Below are 23,158 nucleotides of genomic sequence, written 5' to 3' on the forward strand. Positions count from 1 at the left end.
CGACGCAACCGGCCACACCGAGCGTCGGCGCGCGGGAAAGCATGATGCTACGTCCCCGGCCGAGTTACAGTCCAGCGGCGTATCTTTCGGCGGATTACGGCCGTTACATGCGGCTGGGCGAATTGAAAGCCTGGATTAGCCGAGTGGCGCGCAAGGTGGCGCGGCAACCGGCGCGCAGCGTGGAGATCGGCTGCGAGTCACCGCCTCGCGCGGCGCGAAGCTCAATCGTCGAGTCGGCGGCCCGGCGTTCCGCCGATCTCATGGACGATTTTTTCGATCGTTTCGAGCAGCACGGGCGCCGCGCGCGACACGAGCCAGTCGCGCGGGCACTGATGCGCCGAGCCGCCGCAATTGACCGCGTAGCGCTCGCCCGACGGTCCGATGAAGCCGGCCGCGATCGCGTTGAGCCCCTCGTACCATTCGCCCGTCGCGATCGCGAAGCCTTGCGCAGCCGTTTCGCGCAGCGCTGCTTCGAGGCGACTGCTGATGTGCCCCCACTCGTCGCCTGCCGCGGCTTGCAGGCCCGACAGCAGATTCTGGCGATCCGTCTCGCTGAGCGCGGCGAGATACGCGCGGCCCACGGCCGTGCGGCTCAGATCCATCCGCGAGCCGACGTCGAGGCGCGACACCAGCACGGCCGAGCGCGGCTTGATCGCATCGATGACCACCATGTCCAACCGGTCGCGCACGGCGAGATGCACCGATAGCGACGTGCGTTCGGCCAGTTCGATCAGGAAGGGCCGCGAACGCGCGCGGATGTCGAAGTTGCGCAGGAAACCGTTGCTCAGTTCGAGCACCGACGACGTGAACACGAAGCGCTCGCTGTCGGGCAGACGAAACAGAAAACCTGCGCTGACGAGCGTCGCGGTGATCCGCGAGACGGTTGGTTTCGGAATGCCCGTGAGCTCCGTCAGTTCGCGGTTGGACAGCGGCGCGTCGGCGGCGGCAATGCGCCGGAGCACGGTCAAGCCGCGCGCGAGCGCGGTGACCTCGTCGCCGGAGCCGTCTTTTTCCTTCAGCGGATCGGTGGCGGACGGACGCGTCGATGACTGGTTCATGTGGCTTTTATGAAACGTTATTTCACTATAGTTGAACTCGCGTCGGGAGACAGACGCCTCCAGGCCGCGCTCGGCCCTCTCTCAGCAAGGCCTAAGTCCCTTTTTCGTACGACCATTCATTGTATCGAATTGTGAGATGCAGGCCCGTCCGAGTGCTCAAATTTTGCTTGACTTAGTCAGCATTACCATAAAAAATGGAACTATATTTCGAAACCGGAAAAGTGGGCCCGCGCCCACAGATCATTGCGCGTACAACCAGCGTGCGCGCCGGCATTAGCCCGGTTCCGCTCGCTTCGCAGCGGCTTCGAAGGCAGGATTTCTTCAGTACCGTCTCTCAGGTTCTAGCACGGCCCTCGGAATGGCTAGAACTTTTTGAAGGCGCCATGGCAACATGGCGCCTTTTTTTTGTCCCTATTGGCACACAACAAAGTCTGCAGCAACGTAAGGCCGCTCGTGGCGCTTTTGATGGCTTGGCTCTCGTGGCGCTCCGCCTTTCTCGTGCTTGCCGTAGTGACGGCGGTCTGGCTAGTCTGGTGGTGCATCGCTTTTCGGGAGTTTCCTCATGCGGCAGTCTCGAAGGCTAGCCAGCGTGTCCAGCCAAAGGGCCCGACGCCATGGGGACCGTTGTTTAAGCGCATGCTGCCCACCATCTTCGTTTACTTCTGCTATGGGTGGACGGCGTGGCTCTTCTTTACCTGGCTACCGACCTTTTTCCTTCACGGTCAAGGTCTCGACCTGAAGTCCTCGGCGCTTTTCGCCTCCGGTGTGTTCTTTGCTGGTGTGGTTGGTGATACGGTTGGAGGTTGGCTGAGTGACAGACTGTTGCGCAGAACCGGCAGCCTCACAATTGCCCGTGAGGGCGTCATCGTTGCAAGTTTCCTTTGCGCCCTGGTCTTCATTCTCCCGTTGCTGTTCGTGCGTTCCGGCTTCGGAGTGGCCCTTTGCCTGTCCGGCTCGTTCTTCTTTCTCGAACTGACGATCGGGCCGATCTGGGCCGTGCCAGGTGATATCGCCCCGGAGCACGCCGGTATCGCGAGCGGAATGATGAACGCAGGCTCTGCTGTCGCCGGGATTCTCTCGCCAATCATATTCGGCCTGCTGGTGGACACGACCGGCGGTTGGACCCTGCCGTTCGCGGGTTCAGTCGTCATGCTTCTGGTCGGCATCATCGCGGCGCTGCGTATACGCCCGAGCGTGACTTTGGAGACGAGGATGCTCGCAACGCAGGGGCCGCTGACCGCGTCATCGAGCCGTTGATCGGAAGTGCAAACCGAAAGTGCGGCGCGTGAAGGTCGTACAATCTGCCGTTTAGAGCTCCTGTCCTTCCGCACCACGTAATCGTAGCGCCTTCACTATCTTCATAGTTTGCACGCGCAAGCATCGCGCAACCGGCGCCGTTGCTCCGCGTTCAGCCTATCATTGATGGGCGGGTCAATAAAATGGTTTCGCCTGGACGAAAGACATGAAAGTGGCGTTATCAATCGCGAGCGCAGTACGCGGGACGTGATGGCGATTGAAACAAGCTTGGAAAGATAACCTCACTTCCGTTTAGTGACGACCTGGCAAGGTCAACCAATTCCTGGTGCGTGCGGCAATGCTTCACAGGTTCTGAAAACGCTCTAAAAATGTCTTTTGATCTGGGTTGTAACTGCAATACGATGCACTCGATTTCGATGTTAGAAGCGTCGATTCCCGCGTTGTGATGTACCACCGCTCTCGCATCGCGGATACGATCGTGTCTATTGCGACCCGGTCGTATCCAAAGGGCGTATCAATCAAAGAACACTTCATATGGCGAGGGCGGGTCGTTTGCTTCGCTTCTGGCTGTCACGGATGCGAGCTTGACGGGCTGCACTCCTATCGTGCGCGACATGGCGCCGCGCGGGTTGGCGGATCTTCCTACTCGCACCGCCCGACGACGGCGTACACTGCTAATACGGCGCAGCTGCCGTATCGGAGGTTGCTATGGTCCGAAAGTTCTCAGATCTGTTCAGGCGGCATCCAATGACAGGTGCCCCTGATGACACGGCCCACGCGGAATCTCAAGCTCAACGGGATGAACACGCACGGTTTGCCCAGACGCAGGCGAAAAAACTCTGGGAAACAGTCAGTCGTCGTCGCCACAGGGATATGAGAGGCCGTTAAGGGGTCGAAATGGACGAGCCCATCGTCCGGAAAGTCGAAACGCGTAATTCCGTGCCCCAGTGCGCTCCGGCTACTGGGGCCTCCGGCGTCTTGTTTCGGTATTCGAGCAGTCAAAAAGCACGCAATTCCGATTCCGCAACCTTCAATTGACGCCATGCAAGCGGGGGCTGCCTGAGTTCGGATCGGTGATGGGGTCGTCGCATCGGTGTGGAACGGCGGAGCCCACCGCGCTTCGCCGGAGGTTATCGACGTCGAATCTCTGCGACAGCATGCCAGATCTACCCGCTGCGTAGGTCCACGCGTCGCCGCCAGCGTGGCGCCAATCGCGTAGACGCCGATGCAATCCTCGCGGCGCAAATCATCTGACATACGCACACCGGGTGTGGAAAGTTCCGTCGACGACACGACCCTTTGCCGTTCCTGCGTGCGCGCGCAATGAACGATGGGCGCTGGTTTTTCTCAAAAGCCGGTTATTTGTACCGTACCGCGGCCATTCTGGTGACGGCGGCGATTGGACAAGTGGAGGCGGGTATGCACTTCGACGCGTTTTCCTTCGGTTCCATCCGTATAGATGGCGTCACTTACGCGCATGACGTGGTGATCGACCGCGGGCAGGTTCGCAAGCGCAAGAAGAAACCATCCAAGGCGTTTCGCGAAGCGTTCGGCCATACTCCGGTATCTACGGCTGAGGCCATCCCGTGGAATTGCCAGTGCCTCGTGATCGGCACCGGCACCGGGGCTCTGCCGGTGATGGAGGAGGTAAAGCAGGAAGCCGAGCACCGGAAAGTCGAACTGGTTATCGTGCCGACGGAGGAGGCCATCGCCAGACTCAAGGAGCAGACAAGCCGAACCAACGCGATTCTGCATGTCACGTGCTAGGGGCGCTTCTTGCGCTGCGTTTCAAAGGCGAGCCAGCTCGACCGAAACACCGTGGGGCGCCACGGCGCCTTGTCACGAAGTGCCCGGTGAGCGCGCAAGTCCGGGCACACTACAGAGAGAGATGAACAGCGAGGCTACAGCGCCCCGATGAAATCCTTCCACACAGTCGCTTGCATGGTCTCGGTTGCGGCATGACCATAACCCCGGATGATCAACGCCGCGAGCTCAAGCTGTTTGAGATCGTTCGACTCGACAATGTCCACGACGTCGAATCGCCCGAGTGTCAGATAGCTGTCTTTCCAGATGACGGCGGGGCATTCAGCTTTGATCTTCTCCGCCACGGAGTCGGCGATCTGTTTGAGTTCCTTGGGATCCTTGAACGCGTCAGGAGCGAGACGGCTGAGGATGACGTAGGTTGCCATGGAATACCTCCGTGCAAAATTGCTCCAAGATCAGGTACGGCCCTCACGCTGAAGCTGAGGGCCACTAGTCATGCGGTGCGCGTTCCTGTGCCTCTTCATTATAGTAAGGTCCCCTGCCGTTAAAGTCTGAGATCGTGGGTCTCGCTCGTCGTTTGCCCGCCGGTAATACGCGACGGGTCGACGGCCTTATGCGACGCCCGTCCATGACGGGTGGAAGGGATTTTCACTGTCCGCAGACGGCCTGGCGACAGGATGTACCCGGGACGGCGCAACGGCCGGGCGAGTTGCGCGCGACCCGGGTCATGGCAACCCCCAGAGCGGGGGGCTCATGATCTCGTCATAGTCGGCGAACATGATGTTGAAGCTGATGCTCACGCGAGCCTGCGCGCTCGTATTTGCCGAGACCGAATGCGGTAGCCAGGCCGGGAATATTAACAACGTGCCTTCGCCGACCGGCAAGACCACCTGATCCGTGTTGTATGCCGTTAGCTCAGTGACGGGCGGACGAATAATCGCCGTCTGCGGGCGCGGATCATGAAAATTGATCGTGTCCGCGCCCGTTTGCGAGCGCAGGTAGTAGACGCCGCTCAGGAAGTTGTTCGGATGACTGTGTATCGCGTGTGACCCGCCTGGCGCGAGCACATTGATCCAGCATCCGGTGATGCGAAATGGGGCATCGGCTACTTTGAGAAAGATGAGTACGTCGCGCGCTGCCTGTTCGATCAGCGCAATCAGCGCAGCGAGCTCGGGCTTTCCATGCTGCTGGTGTCCGGATTGCCACGCAGCGCCGCTACGGGCGCCATCGCTGCTCCGGATCAGGTCGTCCACGTATGCCATCAGATCCCGATCCAGGGGCTCGTAACACGCGGGCTCGAGGCGGCGCTGCCATACGAAAGTCGGAAAGATGCGGATGACATCTGGAGTGGAAGTGGAGGCCACCATTGCCGTGCGCGTGCCGCGTTGTATGGGATACCCACTTGTCACTATAGGTCGGAAGTCGGCGCCGGGTTGCCGCATCAGGTAACCAAGAACATCGGAGGCAGAAAATGAATTCTCCTGAAAAGCAAAGCGTGATCGTTTTTGTGGCGCACGCCAGTCTGCACGGCCGCCGCCGGCGGGGCGCCCAAAGGAAAGAGAATCGGAGGCGCCCGTCTGGCTGCGCGACGTGAGGGTGCCTGTCAGAGCCCGCGGTCGCGCACCATCGTCGGATCGACGGAAGTCGTGGTCCAGTACGGATCACGGTTGTAGTACTTGTGCATCTGCGTGCCCCAGGTCTCGTCGGCCATCGACGGCCAGTGGTCCTTGTCGAAGCCCGGTTCGTCCTTGATCCGCTGCGCGGTGATGTCGACGCGGAAGACTTTTTCGTCCGTATCGAGCGTCAGCGCGCTCCACGGGATTGCATGCAGATTGCCGCCCATACCGAGGAAACCGCCTTCCGACAGCACCGCGTACGCGATGTGTCCGCTGCGCACGTCGAGCATGATGTCCGAAATCTTGCCGACGTGTTCGCCATCCGACGAGACGACCTTGTTGCCATCCAGCGTAGCCGCGGCCATCACCTCGGGCCCCGGACCTTCGCCGACTCCACCGCCGACAATGCCTGCGCCGGCTTTCGCCCGGTTCATTTTCGGGTCCAGCGTGGTCATGATTTCCTCCCTGGAAAAGTCCACGGGATGCGATGTGCATCCGCCGTGCCCGCGAGTGCCGTTCACGTGAAGTCGAATGCACGCGAGCGTGCATCGTCACGAACACGACAGGTCCCAACTCGAACCCCGCGCCCCGAGATGTACGGCGCTGCGGGGCGAAAGTGCGGCGGCAGAAACTTCAGGCACCAGTGTCAAGCTGACAGTGGCTCCCACGCGTTGGCTGGCCGACTGCCCGCGCGACGCTATCGGCGGTAGCCTGCGGCGAGCGATGGCACACATTGCGCAGTCCGGTGACGCACCTGTCGATGGGTAATGACGCGCGCGATCCATAGCGGTGTGCCTGGTTGGTTGCGGCTCTCGGTAGCACCTTGCTTTTGAAGCGATATGGAAAGCGTATGATGTCGTTTGCATCGGTCGATGCATCACAAGTCATCTTGTTGTCGCTCCCGATACGAGGCCAGATGAAACACGACGATCGCGCTCACGACGTCGCGGTGCCGGGTGAAGAGCCGCATGCCGAGTCGACGTTCTCCGCGCTGGCGACACCCCTGATCGACGAAGCGCTCGCGCGCGTCGCCTCCATCCACGCCGACGCTTCTCCCGAATCCCTGCATCAGCTGCGCGTCGCGCTGCGGCGCCTGCGCTCGCTGTGGTGGGCGTACCGGCCGCTGCTCGACAAGGAAGAGAACGCACGGCAGCGCGCGCTGTATCGCTATCTGGCCGACGCCGCGGGCAGAACGCGCGATTGGGACATCCTCCTCGAACTGCTTGCCGGCGACGAAGACAGTCCCCGCGACGTGCCGCCATGCCTGCGCGAAGCGCGCGAGCAGGCGCTGGCGGCGAGCCGCGAGACGCTGATCAACGCCGATATCCACAACGTGCTGCACAGCGCGCTTGCGAGCACGTCGAAGGAACTGAACACCGCGCCCGAACGGCACGCGCTGCAGAAGTTCGCCGCGAAGCGCGTGCGCGCCGCCGAACGCTCGCTGCGCAAGACGCAGCGCGGCGCATCGCATGCGAAGCGCTTCGATTACGAAGCGCTTCATGATGTGCGCAAGGCGGGAAAGAAGGTCCGCTATCTGCTCGAGTTTTTCGGGCCGATGCTCGACGACGACGGACATGGGCATACGCTCGCGCACATGAAGAAACTGCAGCAGTGCTTCGGCGAACTCAACGACGTGATCGCGAGCGTCGCGCTGTTGCGCGACAACACAGGTCTTTTCGCCGACGAGCAGGACGCCAGCGCGGCGCTCGCGTATCTGAAGGAGCGGCGCAAGCATCGTCAGCGCGAAGCCGTGCGGCTGCTGCGCAAATCGTAGCGTCCGTTGCTTCTGCGCATCGGGCGCGCGAGGGCGCAAGTCGCGCCTTTGAAACCGTATATACTGTTTATACCGTTAACGAGGAATCGACATGAGCACGCCACGAATCAAGGAACCCACGAAGAAGGCCTTCCACTTCCCGAAGAGTGCGAAGGAACCGTCCGCTGAAGCGAAGAAGCCGTCCGCGAAGGCATCGCGGGCGTCGGACGCGAAAAAGGCGCCGCAGGATGGACAGGCGGCCGCGAGCGCGCCGGAAGCGGCGCCGACGCAAGCGCAGGCACCGAAGGCCGCGCCGAAGAGCAAGGCCGCGAAGACGACGAAGACAGCCAAGGCGACGAACGCGACGAACGCGACGAAGCCGACCAAGGCAACGAAGCCGGCGAAGGCCGCCAAGCCCGCGCAGACGGCAGAGGCCACCAAGCCTACGGTGAAGGCGCCGAAGGCAGCGAAGCCGTCGAAGGCGACAGCGGCGCCCACCGCCGCCGCGGAGAAGAAGCCGCGCGTGAAGAAGGAAAAAGAAAAAGAAAAAGTCGTCCGCGACAGCTTCACGATGCCGAAGTCGGACTACGCGAAGATCGCCGAACTCAAGCAGCGCTGCCTCGATGCGGGACTCTCCGTGAAGAAGAGCGAATTGCTGCGCGCGGGTCTGAACCTGCTCGCCGTCTCGCCTGCGAAGCGGCTGATCGCGGCCGTGCAGGAGCTCGAAGCGGTCAAGACGGGACGTCCCGCCAAGTCGTGATCATGCGGCGGCCGCAGGCGCCGCCGTCATCCCGCGTCGCGCGGATAGTGCCCGGCGAAAGCCGAGTGCATGCGCTTGAGCAGCGCGATATACGGACGCCCTTGATCCGTCATCATCCATGACGCGGCCAGGGCGTTCGTCTCATCCCACAGGCGCTCGAACTTGTCGCGCGCGATGTCCGCGGGAATGCCGGACATCATCAGATCCAGAAAGTCCTTTTCGATCGCTTCGGCTGAGCGGGGCGCCCGCGCTGGCGGGCTCGCCTGTATGTCGCCGGACTGATCGGGGGACACGATCGCCTCGCCTGCTAGTTCATCGATGGCAGGAACCGCCAGCGCTGGTCCATCCTGTGCAGCAGCGCGATATACGAAAACGCGGCATCGCTGTCGACGCACGACTGTGCCGCATCGTTGACTTCGTTCCACAACGTCTCGAAGCGCGCCGCCGCTTCGGGCCGGCTGAGCGGCTGCGTGAGCAGCACCGAAAAGGCAAACGACAGTTCCTCCGCGCTGCGCCGCAGCGGGTAGCACGATCGACGCGATAGATATCTGTACTTCAAAGGGTCTCCGGCTGACGTGTCGGTATGTACGCGTTCGAAAGCGGCGCCGATGTCGCTGGCATCGCCAGTGGCTGACATCACATTGCCCGCCGCATATGACGCCGATGATACAGCCGCGCGAAACGTGCGCGGCGGCGATCGTCCGTGATGTTTTGGTGAAGGGCGGATGTCTGTCATCGCCGTTCGCAGCGACGCGGCAACGTGCTGCGCTCAGCGCGCGGCGACAGCCACCGTCGCGATGCCGAGCACCGTCGCGATCACGGAAGCCATCACGTGAATCGCGATCTCGCCCGCGGCCCAGTTCAGCCGTCCCTGTTGCAAGTGCTGGACCACTTCCGCTGAGAAAGTCGAGAACGTCGACAGCCCGCCCATCAGGCCGGTGATGATGAAGAGGCGCCATTCGGGCGCGATCTGCGGATTGCGTCCGAAGTACGCGACCGCGACGCCGATGATGTAGCCGGCGATCACATTGGCCGCAAGCGTGCCGAGCGGCAGCGCGGGAAATAGCGCATTGAGACGCAGACCGAGAAACCAGCGAAACAGCGAGCCGAGTGCGCCGCCGATGCCGACGGCAAGAATGGACAGATACATGGGGAAGCCTGGAAAGCCGAACGTCGACAAACCGGCTGCGGCGGGGCGTGAGGCTGCAACGTCCGCAGTGATCCGGGCGAAGCAGGCATCATCAGCCACGAGGGCGGTTCAGGAGAATGCCATCTCCGGCGCGCGCAAGTCTAACACCGGCGCGCGCGTTGTATGAAGCGTGAGCGGCTCGACAGGGCGGGCCGCGCGCCAGCATCGCGAGGTTGCACCAGAAGCGCGGACGCTGTCAGCGGACGCACGCAGCCGCGCTGTGCTTCCGGCGAGGCGGCTCCGCCTTTCGCCGGTCCGTTCAATCCCATGACGATGATCCGATCTCGCGCCGTTCAGCCGACCGTCTCGCGCTCCGGCGTCGACGTGATCTTGTGGATCGACAGGTCGGCGCCGTTGAACTCGTTCTCCTGGTCGATCCGCAGTCCGACGCTCATGCGGATCGCGCCGTAGACGATCGTGCCGCCCAGCGTCGCGAACACGACGCCGCCGAGCGTGCCGATCACCTGCGCGACGAGCGACACGCCGCCCAGGCCGCCCAGCGCATGCTGGCCGAAGATGCCCGCCGCGATGCCGCCCCACGCGCCGCACAGGCCATGCAGCGGCCAGACGCCGAGCACGTCGTCGATGCGCCAGCGGTTCTGGACGATCGTGAACATGCGGACGAACAGCACGCCGGCAACGGCGCCCGTCACCAGCGCGCCGAGCGGATGCATCACGTCCGAGCCGGCGCACACGGCCACCAGCCCCGCGAGCGGGCCGTTGTACGTGAAGCCCGGGTCGTTGCGGCCCGCGAGCCACGCGGTGAGCGTGCCGCCGACCATCGCCATCAGCGAGTTGACGGCGACGAGGCCGCTGATCTTGTCGATGGTCTGCGCGCTCATCACGTTGAAGCCGAACCAGCCGACGGCGAGCACCCACGCGCCGAGCGCGAGAAACGGAATGTTCGACGGCGGATGCGCGGCGATGCGTCCGTCGCGCGTGTAGCGGCCATGGCGCGCGCCGAGCAGCATCACGGCGGGCAGCGCGACCCAGCCGCCGAACGCGTGCACGACCACCGAGCCCGCGAAGTCGTGAAACGGCGCGCCCAGCGCGTGCGTGAGCCATGACTGGATGCCGAAGCGGTCGTTCCACACGATCCCTTCGAAGAACGGATAGATGAATCCCACCAGCACGAAGGTCGCGAACAGTTGCGGGTTGAACTTCGAGCGCTCGGCGATGCCGCCCGAGACGATCGCGGGAATCGCTGCCGCGAACGTCAGCAGGAAGAAGAAGCGCACGAGCGCGTAGCCGTTGTGGGCGGCGAGCGTCTCGGCGCTGCCGTAGAACTGAACGCCATAGGCGATCGTGTAGCCGATGAAGAAGTACGCAATGGTCGACACCGAGAAGTCGACGAGAATCTTCACGAGCGCGTTGACCTGATTTTTCTTGCGGACCGTGCCCAGTTCCAGAAATGCGAAGCCCGCGTGCATGGCGAGCACCATGGCCGCGCCGAGCAGCAGGAAGAGGGTATCGGTGCCGGTTTTCAGACTATCCATCGGTAGGAATCCTGCGATGCGCAAAAAGCGGGCATCGAATGCAAGAAGCGGGCCAAAGCGAGGCGCGCACGCGTTCTGCCGGTGCGAAGCCGCACCGGAATGGGACGCGAGAATTCTGTAAGGCGATTCGTCAGGAATGGCTATGTGGTGAATCGGGCGCGATAAGCACCGTCTGTGTGCGGTTGATCCAAATTAGGGCATTGAGTGGTCCCAAAAACGTGCGAATTCCTATGGTTTGCTTGATAAAACCCTACGTTTGCATAACCGATGCGACGGTCGACAAGCCGCACAAATAAGAGTGGCGACCTGGTGCGGCCGGCATTCGCCTATGCCGCCCACGTTTGCACCAGACTGGCGAGCTATCCTGGCTGGACGGCCTTTTGTCATCGGAACCGATCGCCGACATAATGTGCCGTCCCCGGCTCAACCCGCCGGCTTCCGACTCTTCCGGCGCGCGCATGAGACTCACCACCAAAGGGCTGTTGCTGATCGCGATCCCCGCCGTATTCGAACTCGCGCTGCTGTCGGGGCTGCTGAAGGCGCAGTCGGACGCCGATCAGGCCGAACGCTCGAGCATGCACAGCCAGGGTGTGCTGCGTGAGACCGCGGACATTCTCGCGCCCGTGCTGCTGGAATCGGTGCGGCTGCGCGGCGCCGTCGTGAGCGGCGCGCGCGATATCGCCACGCCCGTCACGCTATGGATGGATGTCGACCGGCGCATCGACCAGCTCGCCGAACTCGTCTCCGATGACCCGGCGCAGGTCGAGCGCGCGGTGCAGATCCGCCAGTCCGTGCAGGCATACCGGCAATGGTCGGACCGCGTGCAGGACCTGATCCGCTCGGGGCGCCGGCGCGACGTGATGCAACGCTTTCGCGACCTCGCCGTGACCGACGTGCTCGACCGCTTCCGTTCGCAGGTCGCCGACTTCCAGGCGGAGGAGCGGCGTCTCGATTCGCTGCGCTCGGCGGCGGCGGCTGCGGCACGCTCGCGGCAGCAGTCGCTGATCGTCGCGGCGGAGGTCAGCTCGCTCGTGTTCGTCGCAATCGCGTTCTGGATGTTCGCGCGCGGCGTGCGCGGCCGGCTCGCGCGGCTGTCGGACAACGCGAGCCGCCTCGCGAGCAACGAGCCGCTCGCGCCGCTCACGCCGGGCAGCGACGAGATCGCGCGGCTCGACCTGATGCTGCACGAGACCAGCCGGCGGCTGCTCGAATCGGAGCGCCAGCAGGCGCGTTTCCAGTCCGATCTTGGCCGCCATGCCGCCGAGCTCGCGCGGACCAACGAAACGCTGCGCCAGCAGACGCAAGAGAACGAGACGTTCGTCTACAGCGTGTCGCACGATCTGCGCGCGCCGCTCGTGAATTTGCAAGGTTTCTCGAAGGAGCTGATCCATGCGTGCGACGATCTGCGCGCGGCTGTGCGGCAGTCGTCGCTGACGCGGCAGCAGCGCGAGCATGTCGAGCAACTGATCGACGAAGACATCGGCGAAGCACTGCATTTCCTGCAAACGGCGGTGCTGCGCGCATCGCACATCATCGACGCGCTACTTCGGCTGTCGCGCGTCGGCCGCGTCGAGTACCTGCGCCAGCAGGTCGACGTGCGCGACATCGTGCAGCGCGTGATCGACGCAATGCAGGCGACGATCCGCGATCGCGGCGCGCGCATCATCGTGCAGACGCTGCCGCCCGTGTGGGGCGATCCGACCGCGCTCGAACAGGTCTTCGCGAACCTGATCGGCAATGCGATCAACTATCTGAGCCCGGCGCGCGCGGGCGTCGTCGAGATCGGCACGACGGCCGCGCCGCCCGGCGTGCAGACGCTGCGGATCTTCTATGTGAAGGACAACGGACGCGGCATTCCCGACATCGCGATGCCGCGCCTCTTCAACGCGTTTCAGCGGCTGCACGGCAACGTCGCGGCGGGCGAGGGGATTGGTCTTGCGCTCGTGCGTCGGATGGTCGAGCGGCACGGCGGGCGGGTGTGGGCGGAATCGACGGAAGGCGTCGGAACGACGTTTTATGTGGCGTTGCCGGATGCCGCACCGGCGACGTCGGGCGACGAGCAGCAAGATGTCGCGGTCTCAGGCGCTGCGCAGGCGCTGCGGGCCGAAGCGCGGTAGCGCGGGGCGCGCAGGGAGCGAGCATCAGGTTGCCGAAAACAGCCGACGCGGCCTGAGCAGCTTGCTGCCGCGAATCGACCAGTAGCAGCTGGCCGCGATCAGGAGCAGCGCGCCCGCCAGAATGAACGAGGGTGAGACACGGAGGGCCCCGGCGCCCAGCGCGAACAGCCCGCGCACGACGACGAGCAGCGCGGCCCAGAACGACAAGACGGCTTGTGCGAGCAGACGCGTGCCCGTGAAGCGCCGCGCGCGGTTTTCAATCGACCAGCTGGCCGGCGCGCGCGAGCAGAAGAACGTCAGCGAGATCAGTGCGACTGCGAGAATAATCACCCAGTTAGTGAGATCCATGGTAGAGCCCTTCTAAAGTCAACCTGCGACTTTAGGGGGCGCTACGCGTAGGGAAAATCAGAGAAATCTCAATCTCGACGATGTCGCGTAACCAGACCGGGCGCGAACCCGGCCATCGAGACGCGTCAAAGTTCGATGCGCGTGCCGAGCAGGACGAGGAACTGCCGCAGCCATTCCGGATGCGCGGGCCAAGCGGGCGCGGTGACGAAATTCGCATCGGTGACGGCCGCGTCGATTGGGATGTCAGCGTAGTCGCCGCCCGCCAGTTTCACTTCCGGCGCGCACGCCGGATAGGCCGAGATGCGTCTGCCGCGAATCACGTCGGCGGCGGCCAGCAACTGCGCGGCGTGGCAGATAGCGGCGATCGGCTTGTTGCCTTGCGCGAAGTGACGCACGAGATCGATCACTTTCGCGTCGAGGCGCAGATATTCCGGCGCGCGTCCGCCCGCGATCGCGAGCGCATCGTATTGCGACGCGTCGATGTCGTCGAATGCGGCGTTCAGCGTGAACTGGTGGCCGGGCTTCTCGGAGTACGTCTGGTCGCCCTCGAAATCGTGGATCGCCGTCTTAACGCGCTCGCCTGCGCGCTTGCCGGGGCAGACGGCATCGACGGTATGGCCGACTGCCTGCAGCGCCTGAAACGGCACCATCGTTTCGTAATCCTCGGCGAAGTCGCCCGTGAGGAACAGAATCTTCTTTGCTGCCATCGCATGCCTCCAGTTGTTGAGGGGATACGTCGAACGTCGGCCAGTCTACTCCAGCACATTTGAAAACACCGCGAAGGATCGGCTGACGGCCCATTGCGAACGGAGCCGGTGACAAGCAACGGCGTATCATTGAGGCGTGTTCGCATCACGAAGCCGCTCGACGCGGCTCAAACGCAACGATGACAACGATCAAACCCATCTCACACCGTCCGCTCGTCCGTTCGACGCTGTTCGCCGCCATGCTGCTCGCTGGCCTCACTGCCTGTCAGAAGAACGATGCGTCCGCAGGCCAGACGTCGCCGGGCCTCAACAATATCGGGCAGCAGGCCAGCCAGAAGCTCGATCAGGCGGCAAGCTACGTCGGCCAGCAGGTCGATGCCGCGAAGGCGACGGCGCAGCAGAATCTGGACGCAGCCGCATCCGGCCCGTCGATCAAGCTCGATCCGGGCGATCTCGCGTCGCAGGCGCAAGCCAATTTTCAAGGCGCAGCCAGCGCGACGAACGCGGCCGTCGCCAGGGCGATGAGTTCGACGGGCGCCGGCCTCGAGTCGGCGGGACGCAAGCTCCAGCAATGGTCGAGCGAAACGTCGTCGAACTCGCAGCCGTCTTCCACCGACAGCGACGCGCAGAAGCAGATGGACAAATGAGCCCGCGCTTGACTGTGGCCCGTAAATGTAACTATCATGATTGCACATCGTCGATCGGGACGATGCCTATGTGTGCGCGTGCTAAGCGCATCGGATGATCTACCGCTGTGAATACGAGTAGCCGATTTGCCTTCGCGGTTCATGTGCTCGCGTTGCTGTCATTGCAGCAGGGCGTGCCGTTGTCGTCGGAGATGATCGCGGGGAGCGTGAACACGAATCCCGTGCTGATCCGCCGGCTGCTCGCGATGCTGGCCGAAGCGGGCCTCACCACGTCGCAACTGGGCGCGGGCGGCGGCGCGCTGCTTGCGCGCGAGCCGCGCGACATCACGCTGCTCGACGTCTATCACGCCGTCGACGATGCGCAACTGTTCGCGCTGCATCGCGAGACGCCGAACCCCGCATGCATGGTCGGCCGCAACATCCAGACGGTGCTGACGGGCATCATCGATGATGCGCAGCAGGCGCTGGAGTCGTCGCTTGCGTCGCGCACGCTGGCGGACGCGACGGCCGACGTCGTGCGCGCGGAGCGTTCGCGCGAACGCAAGCGAAAAGCCGCGGACGGCTGAACGAAGCCGGAAGCTGCAAACAAGGGGCCAAGCCCCGATTTTTTTAACGAAATATGTAATCAATAAAGTTACATTTAACGAAAGGACTATCGACATGAGCAAGACACTGAAGATCGCGCTGTTCGGCGCAACGGGCATGATCGGCTCGCGCATCGCGGCGGAGGCGGCGCGTCGCGGGCATCAGGTGACGGCGTTTTCGCGCAATCCGGCGCGCGTGCCGGCGGATGTCGCGAACCTGAAGGCAGCGCAGGCCGACGTGACGGATGCGGCAAGCGTGGCGGCAGCGGCGCGCGGCCATGATGTCGTCGCGAGCGCGTATGCGCCGCCGATGGACGACGTCGCGCTGATCGGCAAGGCGACGCGCGCGCTGGTCGACGGCACGCGTGAAGCGGGCATCAGGCGTCTCGTCGTGGTGGGCGGTGCGGGCTCGCTGGAAGTGGCGCCTGGCAAGCAACTCATCGATAGCGAGGGCTTTCCGGAGGCCTACAAGGCGATCGCGCTCGCGCATCGCGACGTGCTGCCGATCCTGCGCGCCAGCGACCTCGACTGGACTTTCTTCGCGCCCGCCGCGCTGATCGCGCCGGGCGAGCGCAAGGGCACATTCCGCACGGGCGCGGGGTCGCTGATCGTCGACGCGCAGGGCAACAGCAGCATCTCGGCGGAAGACTACGCGATCGCGTTCGTCGACGAGCTGGAGCAAGGCCGTTTCGTTCATCAGCTCGCGACGGTCGGGTACTGACGGCTTGGAAGCATCGGCCGGCACGCGCGCGAACTGCACGCAGCGTGCCGGAGCGCGTCCGACGACGTCGCGCAAGTGCACTAACATTCGGTTACGCATCGGGGAGGTTTCCCTCGACGACACCCGCTAAACTTGGCGTCTCTCCCGTTCTGTCACGGATTGCCATGAAGTCATGCCTTGCGCGGCGTGAATCGCGGGCTGCGCCGTTATGCGGCGGGCTTCTGGCGATTGACGCCGTCTTTTGCTTTGTTTTCCCTATTTTGTCGCTTGAGCGCCTGTTCGGTCTCACGCGCGATTGCCTTCGCGTGCGCTCGCTTGTGTATGCCGTTTGCGTATGGCTTGCGCTCGTGGGCGCTGGTGTCACGCTGCCGGGCGTCGCGCACGCCGCCGGCGCGGCCAGCGGCACGCCGATGATTCCCGCGCTGCAAAGCCTGATCAACAGTGCAACGGTCTCGACGGCGGCGCCCGCGTCGGGCGCTTCGGCGGCGGATGCCGCGTCGGCGCCGTCGCCTGCCAGCCAGGCCGAGATGGCCAAATCGCTCGACAGCGTGATCACGACGCTCGACAACGACCGCCAGCGCACCGCACTCGTCGCACAACTGAAGAAACTGCGCGATGCAACGAAAAACGTCGCGCCCGCTGCGGCCGCACAGCCGAGCCCTGGGCTGCTCGGCGCAATCGCGGCAGGCATCGCGTCGTTCGAATCAGACGTGCATCAGGGCCGCTCGCCGCTCAACTACTGGTCAGGCCGCTTCAACGCGGCAGCCAACGAGATCTACACGATCGTCACGAGCGAGGGGCGCGAGCACTTCGGCCGGGTGCTGCTGAACATGTTCGCGGTGCTGGCCGGCTGGGGCGCGTGCGCGGCCGGTCTCATTTACATTCAGCGCAGGGTGCATGAGCGTTTCGGCATCGTGGTGCGGCTCGATGCCAATCCGACCACGCGCGATCTGCTGATCTTCGCGCTGCGTCGCGTCGGACCGTGGATCATCGCGTTCGTCGCTGCGCTGATGTTCGTGCGCGCGATGCCCGATTCATTGGGCCGCACGATCGCGATGGTGATCGCGTATGCAATCGTCGCGGGCGCGGTGTTCTCGGCGATCTGCCTGATCATGTTCTCGCTGTTCGGCTCGGGGCACCGGCGCGCGGCCGTGCGCATGCTGATCGAACAGGCGCGCCGGCTGCTGTTCGCGATCGGCATCTGCAGCGCGCTCGGCGATGCCGCCGTCAACTACGACGTCGCGCATGAACTCGGCACGAATCTCGCAGCGCTGGTGTCGACGGTATCGAACATGACGGCGGCGGCGCTGACCGCGTATTTCGCGCTCGCGTTCCGCCGGCCCGTCGCGCATCTGATCCGCAACCGTGCGTACGAACAGCGGCACGACCACAAGGCCGCCACCGACGCATTCGACGTGCTCGCGTCGCTGTGGCACGTGCCGATGCTCGTGCTCGCGACGGCATCGGTGATCGCGACGATCGGCGGCATCGGCAGCGGCGAGAACGTGCTGCAGATCTCCGTCGTGACGGCGCTGCTGCTCGTGCTGGCGTTTTTCCTGTCGGCGATCGTGCTGCGCGTGACGCGGCCGCGCAACGCGCGCCGCCGACGCCGCTCGCCGTATCTGACACGCCTGTTGCGCTTCGTCGGCACGTTGCTGACGCTCTTCATCTGGCTCGCGTACTTCGAGTTCGCGTCGCGTCTGTGGGACGTATCGCTCGCGCGGATCGTCGAGGAGAGCGTGACGGCGCGCGGCATCGCGCACGCGCTGACGGCGATTCTGATCACGGTGTTCGTGTCGTGGCTGGTGTGGATTCTGATCGACACGGCGATTCAGGAAGCCGTCAATCCGAGCAGTCCGCGCAACAAGTCGAAAAACCCGAGCATGCGCGCGCGCACGATGCTGCCGCTCGTGCGCAACGTGCTGTTCGTGACGATCCTGACGATCGCCGGCATCGTCACGGCGGCCAATCTCGGCATCAACGTGACGCCGCTGCTCGCGGGCGCGGGTGTGATCGGTCTGGCGATCGGCTTCGGTGCGCAGTCGCTGGTGAGCGATCTGATCACGGGCCTTTTCATCATCATCGAGGACACGATTTCGGTCGGCGACTGGATCGATATCGACGGCGGCCATGCGGGCACGGTCGAGTATCTGTCGATCCGCACTGTGCGGCTGCGCGACGGTCAGGGCGCGATTCACGCGATCCCGTTTTCGCAGATCAAGATCGTAAAGAACCTGTCGCGCGATTTCGCGTACGCGGTGTTCGAGGTGCGCGTGCCGTTCTCGGCGGACGTCGATCAGGTGACGCAACTGATACGCGCGGTCGGCGCAGATCTGATGGCCGATTTCCGCTACCGGCGCGAGATGCTCGGGCCCGTCGAAGTGTGGGGTCTGGACCGTTTCGATCCGAACTGGATGGTGGTCAAAGGGCAGATCAAGACGCGTCCGCTGCAGCAATGGAGCGTCGCGCGCGCGTTCAATCTGCGCGTCAAGCGCAAGATGGACGAGGCGGGTATCGAGATTCCCGTGCCGCAGATGCGTATTCATTCGTCGCGCGACGACGCCGAAGGTGAGGCGATGATGAACGAGGAGGCCGTGCGGCATGCGGCTCGCGAGCGCGAAGCCGCGACGGGCACTACGACGCCGTTCAGATCGAAGCCGACGAGCGCGATGCCACCCGCGCGCGACGTGTCGCATGAGCCTCGGCCGGCGCCGCAGTCGACGGGGCAAACGGCGTCAGTGCCGCCGCAGATTCCGACGGCGGGGGACGGCGGGAAGACTTGAGTAGGGAGTTGGGGCTTTCGATGGAAAGGATGGAAAGGCGTCACGTGTGACAGCTTTCTTTTCAACCGGAGAAGCAGCGCGCGGACTTCAGGCAAGCAGGGCTTGCGCGCTATCGGCGATACGCACGATGTCGTTCACGTGGCTCGCGATCCGTTCGCCGGGCACGCCGTAGATGTGCAGCGATACGGCGGCTCTGCCGCTGCCGTTGCCGAGTCGATGGATGCCCGTGCGTCCCGCACGCGTGAACGAGACTGCGCCCGGCTCGCGCGACTGGTCGCGCAACGGCGTCGCGCACTCGCTGGCTGGGTTCCATTGGTAGACGGTCTCCGTCAACGTGCCGTCGATCACCGCATATCCGCACCATGTGTGATGCGCGTGAATCGGGCTTGCCTGGCCGGGCATCCAGACGAGCGCGGCGATCGCGTAGCGGCCGAGCGGATCGGCGGCGAGCAAATGCCGCCGATAACCGTTGGCTGCGCCTTCACGCTGCGCGTCGGTGAGCAGCGCGGTATCGGCGGCGGCTTCCGCGAGGGCCGCGCGCACGCCGCGTGCAAAACTTGCGTGCAGCGACGGATCTCGCGCGTCGTCGCACGTGTCGAAGGCTGCATCGAGAGCCTCGCACAGGCGCGCGATCGCGCAGTCGGGCGATGCCGCATGAGAGAACGATGCGGGCACGGCTTGTGTCAGCGAACGGTCGAGTGTGCTCAAGCCGGTTGTGTGGTTCATGAAAGGCTCCGCGGATGTTGTTTTTAGAGAACGCCACTGCCCACATTTATACCGATTTGCGCGGAGAAAGAGTTTTCATATAATTCCCTCGTTTTGACGAGAAATAGAATAATTTTCTATCCGGGTGCAAAGATGGGAATGGACATCATTGATCGGCGGCTGCTCGAACTGCTCCAGGAAGATGCGACGATGCCGATCGCGGAACTCGCGGCCCGGGTGAATCTGTCCCAGACGCCGTGCTGGAAGCGGGTGCAGCGACTCAAGGAAGCGGGGGTGATCCGCGCGCAGGTTGCGCTGTGCGACCCACGCAAGCTGGGGGTCGGTACGACCGTGTTCGTCGCGGTGCGCACGAACCAGCACACCGAGGCCTGGGCGCAAACTTTTACGCGCGCGGTGCAGGATATCCCCGAAGTGGTCGAGGTCTATCGGATGAGCGGCGAGACCGACTACCTGCTGCGCGTCGTCGTCTCGGATATCGACGACTACGATCGCGTCTACAAGCAGTTGATCCGCGCGGTACCGCTCTACGACGTCAGTTCCAGCTTCGCGATGGAGCAGATCAAGTATTCGACGGCGCTGCCGGTGCGTGCTGCCGTGGTCGCGGACGGGCGTTGATTCATCGGGCATTGCGCTTGCGCTTCGGCCAGAGGCGCAGCGGACGCGTGCGACGGACCGCAAGCCGCGCGCAAGGTGCTTCGTCGTAGAATGCCCGCTTTGTCGAATCAATCAGCCAGCAGAGCCAGACTCATGAACGATCCGCGCAAGAAAAACCCGACGCTTGGCATCGCCGTGTTCATCGTTGTCGTCGTGTTGCTCGTGATCGCGACGATCCTTTACAACGCGATCTCCGAAAAGCACGAGTACGAGCGCGAGAATCCCTCCAGTTCGTCGACGTCGGCGCTATCGGCGGCGGCGTCGGCGGTGAATGCGGCCAAGGGCGCATCGCAGTAAGAGGTTGCAACCCCGGAGGGGGGGCAGTTCGTGTCTCACCCCGTGTCGCAACCCGCCACGCAACAAGCGACGCAAACACTGCGTCAGTTCTCCGGCAGCCGGATCACGCTCGCGTCCTTGCGGATCAGAAACGACGCCGCCAGCATCTGCTTGCACTGATGCGCGAGCAGTTTCAGTTCATGCACGGCATCGGCCGAATAGCCGGGCGCACGCTCCGCTTCGACGACCATCGTATCGAGTTCACGCGTCAACTGCTTCGAGATGTCGGCCTGATCGGCGGGCGGCGCGCTGCCTTCTTCCGCTTGCGTGAGGTTGTCGTGGATCACCGTCAGCGCGCGTTGCAGCGGCTGATGCGATGGACCGCCCATCTGCTGCGACGACGTGCGCAACAACGGCGCCGCCGCCGTGATCTGCGATGCGAGCACATGCGAGCGCACGAGCAGATCGTTCAGTTCGGGCACGAACTTCTGCGCGGACTTGGGCTCCAGCATCATCCGCTGGAACGCCTGGCCGAGATTGGCGAAGGCGACGTGCACATTCTTGCGCGCGAGCCGATAACGATAGTCGCGATCGAGCGCACTCGCTGCCGCTGCCGCCGCGGGCGTCGGCGCCGATGTTTTCGCTGGCGTCGTCGATGTCGGGCTTCGCGGTGCGGCGTTGCTTCCCGCGTCAGGCGCCGGCATGGACGATTGAGTCGTCGCCGTCGCCGTCGCCGTCACCGTCGCCGTCGCCGATCTCGCATCGGCTTGCGCTGCATTCACCGGCGCCTCATTCACCGGCGCCTCATTCACCGGCGCCTCATTCATCGACGCCCCATTCATCGGCACATCACTTGCCGCGACTTCCGCCATCGCCATGGCGGGCGCGAGCGCTGCCGCTTCCGTCAGCGCGGCGGGCGCGGCGACGGCGGCGGCCGGCTTGCCGCTCCACCACCAGCTCGCTTCGAGATAGCTGCGCATCGCCGCGATCATGTTGTTGACGAGCTTGCCCATCAACCGGTACTCCCAGTACGGGAACAGATGGCTTGCCGCGATCGCGATCGCGCAGCCGACGACGGTATCGATCGCCCGCTCGCCGATGATGTGCAGGCTGCCCGGCGCGAGCAGATGGAACATCAGCAGCACATACGACGACGTGAACACGACGCTCGCCGTGTAGTTGAAGAGCAGCAGGCTATAGCTCATCACCATCGACGCGAACATCACGACGAGCAGGATATGCGGCTCCTTTACGCTGAAGATGAGCGCGATGCTCGCCGCGCAGCCGATCAGCGTGCCGACGATACGCTGCCCGTTGCGTTGCTTGGTAAGCGAGTAGCCGGGCTTCAGGATGATGACGGTCGTCATCACGATCCAGTATGCGTTCGTGAGCGGCAAGAGACGCCCGAGCCAGAAGCCGATGGCCACCGCGATCGTCACGCGCAGCGCATGCCGGAAGCTCGGCGAGGCCATCGTGAGATTCGAGAAGATCGAGCCGAACGGCACGCGCCGGCTCGACACGAAACGCGTGAGCGCCTGGTCGATGCGCAGCTCGGTTTCCTTCGCGCTTTCCTCGTTCGCAAGGTTCTTGCGCATCTTGTCGATCAGGCGCGTCGCGCTCCAGATGCGCCGGAACGTAGCGGAGACGGCCGAATAGGCCTCCGGGTTCTTCGCGGGCAGATCCTGCTTGCGCATCAGCTCGATCTCATATTCGATTGCGCGCAATTCCGCTTTCACGCTGATCCGAGCGCGCGGTGGCTCGTTCTGCAGCACGGCGAGGCCGATGTCCTCGAGATCGGACGCGGCCTTGCGGATCAGATCGCGATAGAAGATCAGCAGGTCCGAGCCGCCGAACGTGTTGCGCACGAGCGGATAATCGGTATGCGCGCCGACGAACTGCTCGTGCAGATCGACGATATGGATGAACAGGTTGAAGAGCGTCGCGCGGCGCGGCTCGAGCCGGCCGCTCCTGAGCTTGGGCAGATTGCGCAACACGATATCGCGCGCGGCATCCTGCATCGCGACGGCATCGATCTGCTTCGCGACGAGGTTGCGATAGCACTCGTCGAGATCGTTGTCGAGATCGTAGAAGTTCGCGCGCGCGAGCAGATAGTCGGCGAGCGCGAACACGCTTTCGGCGAGCGCCTGCTGCTCGATCCGGTACAACATCCAGTGGCTCACGAGCGTCGACCAGTACGTGAACCACAGGCCGCCCACGAGTATCCACGACGCGTTGACGAGCGCCTGCAACGGCGTGAAATGCTCTTCGAGCGTCACGATCATCATGAAGAGCGTCGCGAAGCTGATCTGCGGCCAGCGGTTGCCATAGACGACGATCAGCGACAGCACGAACGTGAGCGGCACGACGGTGCACCACAGCGCGATCGAACTGACGGTGGCGAGCCCTGTGGCCAGCGCGGCCAGAAAGCCGATCACGCTGCACGCGAGCATCTCGTTGTGCTTGTACTTGAGCGGTCCGGGCATGTCGACGACACATGCGCCGAGCGCGCCCGTCGCGATCGTGAAGCCGAGTTCCCGGTTATGAAAGACGATCAGGCAAAGGATGGCCGGCAGCGAAATGCCGACCGCAATGCGCAAGCCGCCATAGAAGTACTGGCTATACAGAAACTTTTTGATTTCGACTGAATAGCGCATCGACTGCCTGATGTCTCGTACCGTATGTTGACGAAAGCAGATGAGGAC

At 63.7% G+C, this 23,158-nt stretch carries 22 protein-coding genes, 1 pseudogene and 1 riboswitch; of the genes and pseudogenes, 11 read left to right on the forward strand and 12 right to left on the reverse strand.

The features are described from left to right. Positions 1-221: 221 nt before the first annotated feature. Positions 222-1,058, reverse strand: coding sequence for an IclR family transcriptional regulator (locus BN2476_RS03115; RefSeq protein ID WP_087732699.1), 837 nt, complete (start codon positions 1,056-1,058; stop codon positions 222-224). Between the two features lie 447 nt (positions 1,059-1,505). Between BN2476_RS03115 and BN2476_RS03120 the strand changes: the two are divergent. Together BN2476_RS03120 and BN2476_RS03125 are read left to right on the forward strand one after the other, a co-directional pair. After that, positions 1,506-2,315: pseudogene (locus BN2476_RS03120) on the forward strand (MFS transporter); the annotation flags it as partial. Positions 2,316-3,614: 1,299 nt separating this feature from the next. Continuing rightward, positions 3,615-4,082, forward strand: coding sequence for an MTH938/NDUFAF3 family protein (locus BN2476_RS03125; protein WP_235850676.1), 468 nt, complete (start codon positions 3,615-3,617; stop codon positions 4,080-4,082). Between the two features lie 134 nt (positions 4,083-4,216). Here the strand turns inward: BN2476_RS03125 and BN2476_RS03130 are convergent, their stop codons facing one another. From BN2476_RS03130 to BN2476_RS03140, 3 genes are all read right to left on the reverse strand, one after another. Beyond that, positions 4,217-4,504 carry a GYD domain-containing protein gene (locus BN2476_RS03130; protein WP_087732701.1) on the reverse strand — a complete coding sequence of 96 codons (288 nt, stop codon included), beginning with the start codon at positions 4,502-4,504 and terminating at the stop codon, positions 4,217-4,219. 300 nt (positions 4,505-4,804) lie between these two features. Continuing rightward, positions 4,805-5,446: a 2OG-Fe(II) oxygenase family protein gene (locus BN2476_RS03135; protein ID WP_087732702.1), complete on the reverse strand. Its 642-nt coding sequence runs from the start codon at positions 5,444-5,446 to the stop codon at positions 4,805-4,807. Between the two features lie 236 nt (positions 5,447-5,682). Beyond that, positions 5,683-6,150, reverse strand: coding sequence for a PRC-barrel domain-containing protein (locus BN2476_RS03140; RefSeq protein ID WP_087732703.1), 468 nt, complete (start codon positions 6,148-6,150; stop codon positions 5,683-5,685). A 461-nt stretch (positions 6,151-6,611) separates the two neighbouring features. Here BN2476_RS03140 and BN2476_RS03145 point away from each other — a divergent pair, with 461 nt between their 5' ends. Beyond that, positions 6,612-7,469: a CHAD domain-containing protein gene (locus tag BN2476_RS03145; RefSeq protein WP_087732798.1), complete on the forward strand. Its 858-nt coding sequence runs from the start codon at positions 6,612-6,614 to the stop codon at positions 7,467-7,469. Between the two features lie 91 nt (positions 7,470-7,560). Then, a complete protein-coding gene (locus BN2476_RS49470) occupies positions 7,561-8,208 on the forward strand; it encodes a hypothetical protein (protein WP_087732704.1) in 648 nt (215 codons plus the stop codon). A gap of 26 nt (positions 8,209-8,234) precedes the next feature. On the opposite strand, the gene BN2476_RS03155 is transcribed toward BN2476_RS49470, so the two are convergent. The 4 genes from BN2476_RS03155 to BN2476_RS03170 all read right to left on the reverse strand — a co-directional run bounded on the left by BN2476_RS03155 (position 8,235) and on the right by BN2476_RS03170 (position 10,893). Beyond that, positions 8,235-8,501 (reverse strand): hypothetical protein, encoded by a 267-nt coding sequence (locus BN2476_RS03155; RefSeq protein WP_235850677.1) that lies wholly within the window; start codon positions 8,499-8,501, stop codon positions 8,235-8,237. A 14-nt stretch (positions 8,502-8,515) separates the two neighbouring features. After that, complete coding sequence (locus BN2476_RS03160) at positions 8,516-8,767, reverse strand: hypothetical protein (protein ID WP_087732800.1); 252 nt, start codon at positions 8,765-8,767, stop codon at positions 8,516-8,518. A 210-nt stretch (positions 8,768-8,977) separates the two neighbouring features. Beyond that, on the reverse strand, positions 8,978-9,358 hold the full coding sequence (gene crcB, locus BN2476_RS03165) for a fluoride efflux transporter CrcB (protein WP_087732705.1): 381 nt from the start codon (positions 9,356-9,358) through the stop codon (positions 8,978-8,980). 75 nt (positions 9,359-9,433) lie between these two features. Continuing rightward, positions 9,434-9,494: riboswitch (Fluoride riboswitch) on the reverse strand. Between the two features lie 196 nt (positions 9,495-9,690). Beyond that, entirely contained in the window at positions 9,691-10,893 is a 1,203-nt protein-coding gene (locus BN2476_RS03170; protein WP_087732706.1) for an ammonium transporter, read from the reverse strand. Positions 10,894-11,351: 458 nt separating this feature from the next. On the opposite strand from BN2476_RS03170, the gene BN2476_RS03175 reads away from it, so the two are divergent. Further along, positions 11,352-13,010 carry a sensor histidine kinase gene (locus tag BN2476_RS03175; RefSeq protein WP_087732707.1) on the forward strand — a complete coding sequence of 553 codons (1,659 nt, stop codon included), beginning with the start codon at positions 11,352-11,354 and terminating at the stop codon, positions 13,008-13,010. Positions 13,011-13,034: 24 nt separating this feature from the next. Here BN2476_RS03175 and BN2476_RS03180 read toward each other — a convergent pair whose 3' ends face one another. Continuing rightward, positions 13,035-13,358: a hypothetical protein gene (locus tag BN2476_RS03180; protein ID WP_087732708.1), complete on the reverse strand. Its 324-nt coding sequence runs from the start codon at positions 13,356-13,358 to the stop codon at positions 13,035-13,037. 125 nt (positions 13,359-13,483) lie between these two features. Further along, complete coding sequence (locus BN2476_RS03185) at positions 13,484-14,065, reverse strand: DJ-1/PfpI family protein (RefSeq protein ID WP_087732709.1); 582 nt, start codon at positions 14,063-14,065, stop codon at positions 13,484-13,486. 179 nt (positions 14,066-14,244) lie between these two features. On the opposite strand from BN2476_RS03185, the gene BN2476_RS03190 reads away from it, so the two are divergent. The 4 genes from BN2476_RS03190 (at position 14,245) to BN2476_RS03205 (ending at position 18,800) form a co-directional block, all read left to right on the forward strand. Beyond that, positions 14,245-14,712, forward strand: coding sequence for a BCAL1086 family glycoprotein (locus BN2476_RS03190; RefSeq protein WP_438942854.1), 468 nt, complete (start codon positions 14,245-14,247; stop codon positions 14,710-14,712). A gap of 107 nt (positions 14,713-14,819) precedes the next feature. Next, positions 14,820-15,278, forward strand: a complete 459-nt coding sequence (locus BN2476_RS03195; protein WP_087732710.1) for an Rrf2 family transcriptional regulator — start codon at positions 14,820-14,822, stop codon at positions 15,276-15,278. 94 nt (positions 15,279-15,372) lie between these two features. Then, positions 15,373-16,017 (forward strand): NAD(P)-dependent oxidoreductase, encoded by a 645-nt coding sequence (locus BN2476_RS03200; protein WP_087732711.1) that lies wholly within the window; start codon positions 15,373-15,375, stop codon positions 16,015-16,017. 164 nt (positions 16,018-16,181) lie between these two features. After that, positions 16,182-18,800: a mechanosensitive ion channel family protein gene (locus BN2476_RS03205; RefSeq protein ID WP_087732712.1), complete on the forward strand. Its 2,619-nt coding sequence runs from the start codon at positions 16,182-16,184 to the stop codon at positions 18,798-18,800. Positions 18,801-18,887: 87 nt separating this feature from the next. Here the strand turns inward: BN2476_RS03205 and BN2476_RS03210 are convergent, their stop codons facing one another. Beyond that, entirely contained in the window at positions 18,888-19,526 is a 639-nt protein-coding gene (locus BN2476_RS03210) for a cysteine dioxygenase family protein (protein ID WP_087732713.1), read from the reverse strand. Between the two features lie 132 nt (positions 19,527-19,658). On the opposite strand from BN2476_RS03210, the gene BN2476_RS03215 reads away from it, so the two are divergent. Then, a complete protein-coding gene (locus tag BN2476_RS03215) occupies positions 19,659-20,141 on the forward strand; it encodes an Lrp/AsnC family transcriptional regulator (RefSeq protein ID WP_087732714.1) in 483 nt (160 codons plus the stop codon). A 132-nt stretch (positions 20,142-20,273) separates the two neighbouring features. After that, positions 20,274-20,477 carry a hypothetical protein gene (locus BN2476_RS03220; protein ID WP_087732715.1) on the forward strand — a complete coding sequence of 68 codons (204 nt, stop codon included), beginning with the start codon at positions 20,274-20,276 and terminating at the stop codon, positions 20,475-20,477. 83 nt (positions 20,478-20,560) lie between these two features. Here BN2476_RS03220 and BN2476_RS49885 read toward each other — a convergent pair whose 3' ends face one another. Further along, positions 20,561-23,110: an FUSC family protein gene (locus tag BN2476_RS49885; RefSeq protein WP_087732716.1), complete on the reverse strand. Its 2,550-nt coding sequence runs from the start codon at positions 23,108-23,110 to the stop codon at positions 20,561-20,563. Positions 23,111-23,158 lie beyond the last annotated feature (48 nt).

Source organism: Paraburkholderia piptadeniae (assembly GCF_900007165.1).
Lineage (GTDB): Bacteria > Pseudomonadota > Gammaproteobacteria > Burkholderiales > Burkholderiaceae > Paraburkholderia > Paraburkholderia piptadeniae.